Consider the following 10,723-nt stretch of genomic DNA (forward strand, 5'->3'; position numbering starts at 1 on the left):
GGACGGGTCGGATCAGGCGCGGCGCCGCTGGAGGACGTCATCCAGGTTGCTCAAGGCGCTCTGGGCCTTGCTGAGCTGCTTCGACTCAGAATCGTCGGCGGTCTGCGGATCGGACGCTGCCGGTCGCGCCGAGGCCTGTTTGAGAGACGGTTTCCCTACGGCCTTCGGCGCCTCGGGAAGGTCGAGGGGCATTGGGGCTGCACGTTCGGCCTTCGGGGCTTCGACGTAGGTGGGCTTGGGAACCTCGACGGGCTCCCAGCTGGTGCCCTCCGGTACTGCACCCGCGTCGGCCGCCATGGCCGCCGAGGCATCCCCAGAGGCGACGGCTTCAGCGAGGGCGGCCTGGCGGAGTTCCAGTGCGGTCAGCGGCTTCGGCGCGGGCTCGGGCGAGTCGCGGCCCGCTTCGGCGTCGAAGAGCGGGCTTTCCGGCCGGGCAGCGGGACGTCCGTCGGGAAGGGAAGGGGTCTGTTCGGGCGCCGACGGCCGTGCAGGGGTGCGTTCCGGGCTGCCCATGGCTGCACGGAATGCAGCGTTCATCTTCCGCCGGCGATCGCGGACGGCAAGACGGCGAAGCAGCGCCACTGCGGCGAAGGCGCCCAGTAGGGCGGTCACCGGCAGCCAGCCTGAACCGATGCCGAAAAGTCGAAGGGCTCCGGACACCACTGCCGTGAGAAGAGCCAGGAGCCCGGCTACCGCCAGCACCAACCGCCCCCATCGAATCCGGAACGCCGGGGAGCCCGCCGCAGCAATCGGGCTCACCCGAGGGTTTGCCGCTTTGCCCGCCCCAGGCCCAGGTGTGCCGCCGGCCGGGTCTGCGCGCTGTGTGCTGATCATGGGTTTCTCCTGCTGCGCCGCCATTTTCATAACCTTCCCCGCATGTGGATCTGCTGGTTCCATGTCAATGACATCCGCCAGGAATTCGCCTGCAGGCTGCAGCTGGTGGCGTCCGTTCCGGAGAACGTAAGGCGCCACCCACACGATCCAGAGCGCAACAGCAATGACAAGGATCACAGAGCTGCTAAGAGGGAAGTCCACACTCAAAACCGTATGAGGTATATGGGGTGCTGCCCCGCATTGTCAGGGGTGTGTCGCGCGCGCACCGGCGACTGGCCGGCGTCGGGGCGTCGTGGCTGGTCAGGCGGCTCTCACGGGCCTCAGGACCGGCGGGTTCTCAGCCACCGCGCGAGGAGGCCTTCAGGCACTTCCTCAGCCGTGAGCGCGAAGGTCCGGTGGTCTGCCCATTCACCGTTGATGTGCAGGAACCGGGGCCGGAATCCCTCGTCACGAAACCCAAGTTTCTCCACCACGCGCAGGCTCGGGGCGTTCTCCGGCCTGATGTTGATCTCCATGCGGTGCAGTCCAAGGGTGCCGAAGCAATAGTCGGTCGCCATGGCCACGGCGGTCGGGGCGATCCCCCGGCCGGCCCTTTCCTTGTCGACCCAATAGCCAAGCGTCGCCATCATGGCCGATCCCCAGACGATCGAGGACACCGTCAGCTGCCCCACGATCACCGGCGCCTGATGGCCTGGTGTCCACTCCGTGATTACGAACGGCAGGGCCGTGGCCTGCGCGGCCTGGGCCTTGAGCGAGCGCACCATCTGCCGGTAGTCCGGCAGGCCGCCGCCGGGGACCGGGTTCGATGCCTCCCAGGGGGCCAGCCACTCGCAGTTGCGGGACCTGAGCGCTGTCCACTCCTTGCGGTCCCGGTACCGGATCGGGCGCAACACGATGTCGCCGCTCTCCAAGGTCACCGGCCAGGTGAAGCTGCCCCCCACGGGAGTTATTTGGCGAGGCTGGGGGCCAGGCTGGACGCGAAGCCGGGCAGCCATTCGCGCAGGCCCGGGCCGAGGTCCTCACTGTCGCAGGCGAGCTGGACACAGGCCTTGAGGTAGCTGAGCTTGTCGCCGGTGTCGTAGCGGCGGCCGCGGAAGATGACGCCGTACACGCCGTAGCCCTCGCCGGTGCCGGCCGAGAGTTCCTGCAGGGCGTCCGTGAGCTGGATTTCCCCGCCGCGGCCGGGCGCGGTGCGCTCCAGCACTTCAAAGACGGCCGGGTGCAACACGTAGCGGCCAATCACGGCCAGGTTGGACGGGGCGTCCGCCACATCGGGCTTCTCCACGAGCTGGTTGATGCGGACGTAGTCCTCACCGCCGATTGCCTCGACGTCCGCGCAGCCGTAGGCACTGATCTGGGACGGGTCCACCTCGATCAGAGCGACCACCGATCCGCCGGTCTTGGCCTGGACCTCGATCATGGTGCTGAGGAGCTCATCGCGGGCGTCAATGAGGTCATCTCCCAGGAGGACGGCGAACGGCTCCTGCCCGACGTGCTGCTTGGCCCGAAGGACGGCGTGGCCGAGACCCATGGGATCGCCCTGGCGGACGTAGTGGATGTCACCGAGGTTGCTGGCGGCCTGAATGGATTCGAGCTTCGCAGTGTCACCCTTCGCCTCCAGGGTGGACTCCAGCGCGGGGACGCGGTCGAAGTGGTCCTCCAACGCCCGCTTGTTGCGGCCAGTGATCATCAGGATGTCGTTCAAGCCGACATTCACGGCCTCCTCGACGACGTACTGGATGGCTGGCTTGTCAACGACAGGCAGCATTTCCTTGGGCATGGCCTTTGTGGCCGGGAGAAACCTGGTACCAAGGCCCGCGGCGGGGATAACGGCCTTGCGGACGGAAGCGATGGGTGTATTCACACGACTAATCTAACGGAGGGACCAATCATTGCGTAATCATTATGCGAACCGCCTGCCGGGCCCGCCGGTGCAGCGCGGCCGCAAGAGGCAGAGGACGGGCCAAGATGGCGTCAAAAGAGGAAATTCGCTCCAGCCACAGGGCGGCGCGTTCCGCACTCCCGCTGGCCGCACAGGACACCGCCGCGGCGGGCATCGCCAGCCATGGGCTCGAGTGGGCCTCCGGGCTTGCCCGCCGCCAGGGCACCTTCGCGGCGTACCTCGGGGTGGGCGCCGAACCGCCCACGCTGCCACTGCTGACTGCCCTGGTCGAGGCCGGGCACCGGGTGCTGCTGCCCGTTTGCGAACCCGACATCGAGCTCAGCTGGGTGTACTGGACTCCCCAGTCCGGGTTTGTCCGCAGCCGGTACGCGCCCATCCAGGAGCCTGTCGGAGAGCGCCACGGCACCGAAATCATGCGGGACGCCACCGCAATCATCCTGCCGGCCACAGCAGTGGATTTCTCGGGCAACCGAATCGGGCAAGGCGGCGGCTACTACGACAAGTTCCTTGCCGCCCTGGCTGCCATGTCCTCCGCGTCCGGCGGGGCGGACGCCGGGGCGGCCGACGCTGCAGCCGACGCTGTCGCGTTGCCGACTGCCGCCGTCGTCTATGACACGGAGGTGCTGCCCGCAGGCAGCATCCCCGCGGAGTCGTTCGACCGGAAAGTCGACACGGCGCTGACCCCGGGCGGGATCATCCGGCTCGGCCGATCCCGGCCCGCCTGATCCGAGTTCCCGCCGAGGTGATAGAATTGGCACTCAGGCCCTGCGACTGCTAAGGACGGAACAGGTCGATAGACATATCGGCGGTGATCCGGACTCGGCGGCACGGGACCTGCTCGTTTGCCCCTGAGGAGGATTTCCAGTGCCCACGTATGCATACGCCTGCAAGGACTGCAGCCACGCCTTCGAGATCGTGCAGTCGTTCAGCGACAACTCCTTGACGTCCTGCCCCGAGTGCCAGGGCACGCTGCGCAAGAAGTTCAACAGCGTCGGCGTAGTGTTCAAGGGCTCCGGCTTCTACCGGACCGATTCGCGCGACACCAAGGGCAGCACGGTTTCCCCGGCTCCTGCAGCTCCCGCGGCCACCCCCGCGCCCGCCGCCGCGGCCAGCTAAGGCACCTGCCGGGTTGGCGCCGGCCGCCGACTGGGCCACGGCCGGCTGATCCTGGGCATTGCCCGGCGCTGGCCCCTGCCCGCTGTGCCGTTGTCCACATAGGACGTTCCGCAGCTCCCGCCCCTCTGCGCGGATCCGTAGCGTGGCGGCATGGAACTTTTCCTCACCGCGGTTTCCCCGCCTTCGTTCAACACGGCTGCCCCGGCGGCTCCTGGGCCTTCCGCGCCTTCGTTCAGGCCGCTCCGCGCCGCATTGCCTGAAGCTGGCCCCGGCCGCTGGTCCCGTACCGGGATCCACCCAACGAGCCTTCCTGCCGCCACGTTTTCCGCCGCAGGCCTTCCGTTCCGGAGCCGGATCGGTCCCGCGAAACCCCGCCGGCATCCGCCCCGGGGCCGTCCGTCGTGGCGCCGCCTGCGCGGCTGGCTGAGCCGGAACCGGCGGCTTATCGCGGCCCTCCTGTTCTGCATCCCCGCCGGACTGACAGTTCAGCAACTGGCTCCAGCGCCCACTGACACTGTCGCAGCCTTCGCCGCCGCGGCCGATCTACCCGCTGGAAAGTCCCTGGGACCCGGCGATCTCAGCAGGATCAGCGTGCCACCCGGCCTTATTCCTGCGGGCAGCCCCGGCAGCGAGACCGCCTTCGAGGGAAAACAGCTGGCCGCACCGTTGCGCCAGGGCCAGCTCCTCACCGACGCCCAGATCCTGGGACCGGGCCTGCTCGCCGGAAGCCCACGCGGCTCTGCGGCCGTGCCGCTGAGGATGGCAGATCCGGCCTCCATCCAACTCGTCTCCCCCGGGCAGCTCGTCAACGTGGTGCTCACTGCCAGCAACGGCATGGAACAACCCGGCGAAAGCCAAATCGTGGCCGAAGCCGTGCCCGTGCTCTGGACGTCGGCGCAGGGCGGCAAGGCCAGCCCCTGGCCCGCCACTGCGGAGACTGACGGGCTGGTGGTGGTGGCAGCGACCGCCGAGCAGGCCCGAAGGCTGGCGGGCGCGTCTACCCAGGGCAAATTGTTTTTCGTGCTTGTGGCATCACCGCCGGGCTAACTGTCCAGCCAGCAGGGCGTTCCCGCCGGGCCAGGGCCCGGGCAATTTGCACCGACGCGGGTTACGCCCGCAGGCTCTGGGCTGCGGGCAGCCACGTCAGCCCCAGTGCGGCGGCTTCTGTTCCTGGAGCCAGGCGTCGTGATCGTAATTATCAGGCTGGTCACCCCAACGCCGGGGGTCGTCTTCCGCCGCCTTGTTCGGCAACGCACCCTCCGGAACCGTGGCCTGTGCCTCCGAACGGCGGGACGTCTCCTTCGCGGCCTCCTGGTCCGGCCCGTCGCCGGTCGGTTCCCCGGTCGATTCGCCGGTCTTCGGCCCAGCGGTGTTGGCCGCGGCCCCCGCCGCGCCGGCTTCGCGGGCGCCGGTGGCGTGGGTGTCGCCGGTGGCGCCGGTGTTGCCAGTGTCGTTCGTGTTGCCGGTGTTGCTGGTGATGCCGTCCGCACTCATGCCGCCGGCCTCCTTACTGCCTGTATTGCCTGTCATTGCTGATGGTGGTGCCTGCCGGCGGAATTCTTGGCCAGCAGTTTCGTGGCCGCGGAACACCTGTCCCGAGGGTTCGGCCGCCACGTGGTACTCGGCGGCCCGCGCCTCGTCGATCGCCAAATGCTCGATGCCGTCGTCGAAGAACCCGTGCGATGTCCGCAGCCTGCTGGACACGACGGGCTTCTCCAACCCGAGGTAGCCGCCAATCCGGTCGGCGCAGGCCGAGGGGTCGGTGAAGACCTCTATGGTCCATAGGGGCATGTACCGCCAGCCAAGCCGCTCCAGGAGCTGCGGCCGGAGCCTGCTCCGTTCCCGGACGCTCATCCGCCGGTAGTGGCTGGTGCCATCCGACTCGATCGCCACCGGACGGGGAATCTCCGCATCGTCCTGGCCGATCGTGGTCATCGGATCGGCGGCCGCCACCATGTTCAGGACGCCGTCGTACTGGTGCCACACGCGTGCCCCGCGGGCCCGGAGCCGGTCACCCAGGTCCGCCACGAGCGGATCGGCGCCGAGCGCCTGCTCGCTGGCCGCGGCCCGGGAGGCGGGGCTGCCAAGGTCCGTGTTGCCCGCGATCTCACGGTCCAGGAGTTCGTAGAAGTCCACGGCGCCGTGGCTGAGGCGACTGACGTCAAGGTCTTCGGGCCGGAAGCAGCTGAGCACGTGAAGGGACCGGCGGGCACGCGTCATCGCCAGGGCGAATTTTGCTCGGCCGCCTTCGGCGGAAAGCGGCCCGAGGCTGTGGAGGGTGCGCCCATGCGGGGTGCGGCCATAGCCCGGGGAAAAAATGACGTGGTCGCGGACCAGGCCCTGGGCCCGTTCCAGATCCACCACGCGGAAGGACTCGTCCCCCGCACTGAAGAAGCTGCCCAGCATGGGGTAGTTGGGCAGTTGCGCCCTGATGGCCTCGCCGATCCGGGCGGCATGGCGAAGGCTGCCGGTTACCACGGCCAGCGATGTCCGGGGGCGGAGCCGGGCGTGTTCGAAGACGAGCTCCACCGCACGGTTGACCTCGGCAACAACCGATTCGACGCCGTCATGGTCAGCGCTGGGCAGCCCCGTGCCGTCGGGGAGGTACTCCACGCTGAGGGTACGGTCCAGCCCTGTGGCGGATTGGCCCTCCGGGAGGCGGGTGAGTTCCCCGCCGTAAAAACCCTTGCTGAGCTGGCGCACCAGGTCTTCATCGACCGCACGGTACACGGTCCTCAGGTTCCAGACCGGAAGCACGGCAGAGAGTGCCCGGTACGAGCTCTCAACGCTTTGGTAGGAGCTCTCCCCCGCGGCGAGCCGTTCGACGCCCACGGTAAAGGTCCGGGGGCTGGCGGTCTGTTCGTCGCCGAAGGCGATGACCTGCCGGGACCGGGCGATCGCCGGGAGGACGGCCTGCAACGAGGTCGTCTCGGCGTCGAGGATCACGACGGCATCGAAGGTCTGCTCGATCGGCAGCAGGCCCGTCATGAGGTAGGGGCTGACGGACCACACCGGCACCAGTGTGGGCAGCAGCTCCTGCGCCTGGCCGCTCAGGGCTGCCAGGGTCACCCGGCCGTCCTTCAGCAGGCTGCGCAACAGCTCGGCCTGGCGGGGGTACGCCGAGATGGCAGCGCGCCAGCGCTCGGACAGGTTCCAGCGCAGCCGGGCAGCGCCGCTGGCGATATGGGCGTTGTCCGCGAGACGGTACTCCGCCTCAAGCTGGCGCAGGGCGTCGCCGTCGGACATGGCGAGGTAGTCATCGCCGCTGATCATGGCCTCCAGGGCCGACTGCCACCAGGCCAGCTCCAGTTCGGCGGTCACCGAACCCTCCGGGACCTCGCGCTCGGCAAGGTCGGCGAGAAGCTCGCCCAGGCCGTGCTCTCGCATGCTTTCGACGAGCAGCGTTCGCTCCGGAAGGGTTTCAAGGGTCGCGGTGTCGGCGACGAGCCGCCGCACCCGGGGCAGGAGTTCGTCGTAGGGTGCGCGGTCCAGGTCGCCGCCGGCGGCGGTGTGCTTGACAGCCAGGCCCAGTTCAGCCAGTTCCGCGGCGAGCTCCCGGTAAAGGCCGGTGATTTCAGCCAGCCCGGATGGCACGGCCGGGTGCCGCTGCGTGGTCGCGTAGCCGGACCATGCGGCGCGCTGTTCCTGCACGAGGACCAGGGAGCTGTGCAGGTCCGCGATGTGCACGCCGGGCCGGACGTACTCCTTGGCCACGCGGCGCAGGCGTGAGCGCTGCATGGACGGCATTTCGATCCCGCGTTCCCTGCGCCAGGCAGAGGACGCAGTGGCCGAGATCAGGTCGTGGACGGGCCGGTCAAAGATGTCGGGAGTGAACTTGTCCAGGCTTTCGCGGACGGCCACGAGAAGTTCGATCTGCTCGCCCCATTCGGCGAAGGTCCGGCCCAGCCGGATCTCTGCGTGTTCCGCCACGGCAGCCATGCGCCCGCGCAGTAACGGCAGCTTTTCCGAAACGGACTGCGCAACGCCCTGCGCTTCCTGCGTCTCCTTGCGGGTCAGCAGGCGCGCGCCGTGCCAGGGGCTGGTGGTCGACGCGCGGCTGAAGCTGCCGAGCTCGGCGGCGCGGCGGAGCCGGCCCGCGAGCTCCTCGCGGTCCCGGATGTTGTCCAGCACGCTGCGTTTGAGCCGGACGGTCGTCGCCGGTGCCGGCTGGATGGAGGTCAGCTCTGCAAGGGACTGCATGGCCTCATACGGCGAGCAACCCCAGCGCGCCCGTACGTTGTGCAGGGAGGCCACGTGGTCCATGAGGGCGTGACGGTGCCCGGTCAGTGTGGCGTGCAGGTTGCTCAGTTGCGGCTGCAGCGACTTCTCGTTGCGGACGATCGCCCGGACCAGCTGGCCCTTCAGCTGCAGCGGGCTGGCGCTGCCTGTCAGCTGCAAGAGGACCGAATCCAGGCCGAGGCCATCCAGCTGACCGGAGATCTCGGCGAGGCTGGCCCGCCTGTCACCAACCACCAGGACGGACTTGCCCTCGTCAACCAGGGCGCCGATGGTGTTGATGACGGTCTGGGTCTGGCCCGTGCCCGGCGGGCTGCTGACCACCAGCGAGTCGCCCGCCCGGACGGCGTCGACCACATACTGCTGGTCCGTGTCGGCGTCGAGCAGCAGAAGCTCGTCGGCGGGGTCACGGTCGTCCGTGCTGGGGAAGCGGCCGGGTTCCAGCGCAGGCACGTCGACCAGTTCGCCGGAACCGGACCGAGCCAGCGCGGTGACCAGGGGGTTGTTCTGGTTGATCCACGGATCATCGAGGTTGCCGGAGAGGTCGGCGAAGGTGGAGACGAGCAGGTTGTGTTCGACCTCCGCGCCGTGAATCGGCTGGACGAGGGTGCCCAGGCGGTCCAGAACGGGCTGCGGGTCGTAACGGGCCGTGCTGTACGCCATCCGCGTCACCGCGTTGACGTCGAAAACGATCCCGTGGACGGTCTTGAGGTGCCGGACCAGCGCCGGGTTGATCTGCGCCTGTTCGGTGAGCTGCAGCTCGTAGTCGTCCTCGCCGGGGCGCACCGTGAGGGAGATGGCGGTGAGCATGACCGGGGCCGAGATCCGTTGCGGTTTGCCGCCGACGGCGGAGGTCCAGACGACCGTGCCGGCGGAGAAATACCCCGCGTCGATGCCGCGGTCATTGGCGAGTTCGAAAATCTTGGAGCGCAGGTTGCGCGATGCCCTGGCCGCGACAACAAATTGCTGGCGGTCGCGGATCAGGGTCGAGAGCCGGGTACGCCGCCCTGCCATCAGCTGGGCGAGCCCGGAGGGATGGGCATGAGTCAGGTCAATTGAGCCTTCGGGCGTCTTGGTGAAGCGCAGCATGGTATCTGCACCGGTGACGGGCTTGAGCCCCGACAGCCATTTCCTGAACTCCTCGGAGCCCTCGGGGTGGCCTTGACCAACTGACACTGCTGCCTTCTTTTCTGTGCTCGACTTCTCTGTGCCGGACCGCGGCGGGCTCGACTCTGGCGGGTTCGTCGTATCAACGCTCGTCTGTGTTGCGTCCGCGCTTTCCCTGGCCGCATCTTGTGTGCTCGCGGTTGCCAGGCTCGCGCGGGACGCCTTGGACCATACCGGCATGCTTTCGAGGGTAGCCCGAATCCCCCGCAGGTGCGGGGCCGCAACACTGGGCGGTGCGAAATTCAGGCTGAATTGTCAGAAACATTGTCAGGAACAAAATGAAATGGCCGGCCTCGAAAGGCCGGCCACTCAGATTGCTATTCCCACTCGATGGTTCCCGGCGGCTTGCTGGTCACATCCAGCACCACGCGGTTGACGCCGTCCACCTCGTTGGTGATCCGGTTGGAAATCCTGGCCAGGAGATCGTAGGGCAGCCGCGACCAGTCGGCGGTCATGGCGTCCTCGGAGGACACTGGGCGCAGGACAATCGGGTGTCCGTAAGTGCGGCCGTCGCCCTGGACGCCCACGCTGCGGACGTCCGCCAGCAGCACCACGGGCATCTGCCACACTTCGTCATCCAGTCCGGCCGCGGTCAGCTCGGCGCGGGCGATCGCGTCGGCCTTGCGGAGCAGGTCCAGGCGTTCCTTGGTGACATCGCCGACGATCCGAATGCCGAGGCCCGGGCCGGGGAAGGGCTGGCGTCCGACGATTTCCTGCGGCAGGCCGAGCTGGGCACCGACCGCGCGGACCTCGTCCTTGAACAGGGCGCGCAGCGGTTCAACCAGTTCAAACTGCAGGTCCTCGGGGAGCCCGCCCACGTTGTGGTGGCTCTTGATGTTGGCCGCACCTTCGCCGCCGCCGGATTCAACGACGTCGGGGTACAGGGTGCCTTGGACGAGGAACTTGATCTTTTCCCCGTGTGCCGCTGCCTCGGCGATGATCGCCAGTTCGGCTTCCTCGAAGGCGCGGATGAATTCGCGGCCGATGATCTTGCGTTTAGTCTCGGGATCGCTGACGCCGGCAAGGGCGCTCAGGAAGCGCTCCTGCTCGTTGGCGACGTAGAGCTTGACGCCGGTGGCGGCGACGAAGTCGCGTTCGACCTGTTCGGCTTCGCCCTCGCGCAACAGCCCGTGGTCCACGAAGACGCAGGTCAGCTGGTCGCCGACGGCGCGCTGGACCAGGGCGGCGGCCACAGCCGAGTCGACGCCGCCGGAGAGGCCGCAGATGACCCGGGCGTCGCCGATCTGGTCACGGATCCGCTGGACCTGTTCTTCGAGAATGTTGCCGGTGGTCCAGTTCGGTTCCAGCCCGGCGCCCTTGAAGAGGAAGTTTTCCAGGACCTGCTGGCCGTAGGCCGAGTGCTTGACTTCTGGGTGCCACTGGACGCCGTAGAGGCGCTTGTCCTCATTGGCGAACGCCGCGACGTCGGCACCCGCCGTCGTCGCCAGGACCTCAAAGCCCTCGGGG

General features: G+C 68.2%; 8 protein-coding genes. 3 read left to right on the plus strand and 5 right to left on the minus strand.

Annotated elements, in window-relative coordinates; genetic code table 11:
• Positions 1 to 12: 12 nt before the first annotated feature.
• The 3 genes from AC1D1W_RS12050 to galU form a co-directional block, all read right to left on the minus strand.
• Positions 13 to 1,011 carry a hypothetical protein gene (locus AC1D1W_RS12050; RefSeq protein ID WP_476943797.1) on the minus strand — a complete coding sequence of 333 codons (999 nt, stop codon included), beginning with the start codon at positions 1,009 to 1,011 and terminating at the stop codon, positions 13 to 15.
• Positions 1,012 to 1,154: 143 nt separating this feature from the next.
• On the minus strand, positions 1,155 to 1,775 hold the full coding sequence (locus tag AC1D1W_RS12055; protein ID WP_243181017.1) for a GNAT family N-acetyltransferase: 621 nt from the start codon (positions 1,773 to 1,775) through the stop codon (positions 1,155 to 1,157).
• Between the two features lie 5 nt (positions 1,776 to 1,780).
• The gene (gene galU, locus AC1D1W_RS12060) at positions 1,781 to 2,698 is read right to left on the minus strand and encodes a UTP--glucose-1-phosphate uridylyltransferase GalU (RefSeq protein WP_028275735.1); all 918 of its coding nucleotides are present in this window, start codon (positions 2,696 to 2,698) and stop codon (positions 1,781 to 1,783) included.
• A 104-nt stretch (positions 2,699 to 2,802) separates the two neighbouring features.
• On the opposite strand from galU, the gene AC1D1W_RS12065 reads away from it, so the two are divergent.
• From AC1D1W_RS12065 to AC1D1W_RS12075, 3 genes are all read left to right on the plus strand, one after another.
• Positions 2,803 to 3,462, plus strand: coding sequence for a 5-formyltetrahydrofolate cyclo-ligase (locus AC1D1W_RS12065; RefSeq protein ID WP_243181019.1), 660 nt, complete (start codon positions 2,803 to 2,805; stop codon positions 3,460 to 3,462).
• A gap of 139 nt (positions 3,463 to 3,601) precedes the next feature.
• Positions 3,602 to 3,853, plus strand: a complete 252-nt coding sequence (locus AC1D1W_RS12070) for an FmdB family zinc ribbon protein (RefSeq protein WP_079550223.1) — start codon at positions 3,602 to 3,604, stop codon at positions 3,851 to 3,853.
• 252 nt (positions 3,854 to 4,105) lie between these two features.
• Entirely contained in the window at positions 4,106 to 4,900 is a 795-nt protein-coding gene (locus AC1D1W_RS12075) for an RcpC/CpaB family pilus assembly protein (protein ID WP_476943794.1), read from the plus strand.
• Between the two features lie 96 nt (positions 4,901 to 4,996).
• On the opposite strand, the gene AC1D1W_RS12080 is transcribed toward AC1D1W_RS12075, so the two are convergent.
• Positions 4,997 to 9,265: an AAA family ATPase gene (locus tag AC1D1W_RS12080; RefSeq protein WP_476943795.1), complete on the minus strand. Its 4,269-nt coding sequence runs from the start codon at positions 9,263 to 9,265 to the stop codon at positions 4,997 to 4,999.
• A 308-nt stretch (positions 9,266 to 9,573) separates the two neighbouring features.
• The coding region (gene guaA, locus AC1D1W_RS12085; protein WP_476943796.1) for a glutamine-hydrolyzing GMP synthase at positions 9,574 to 10,723 on the minus strand (1,150 nt) is incomplete at its 5' end.

Source organism: Arthrobacter sp. P1_B4, from assembly GCF_056406555.1.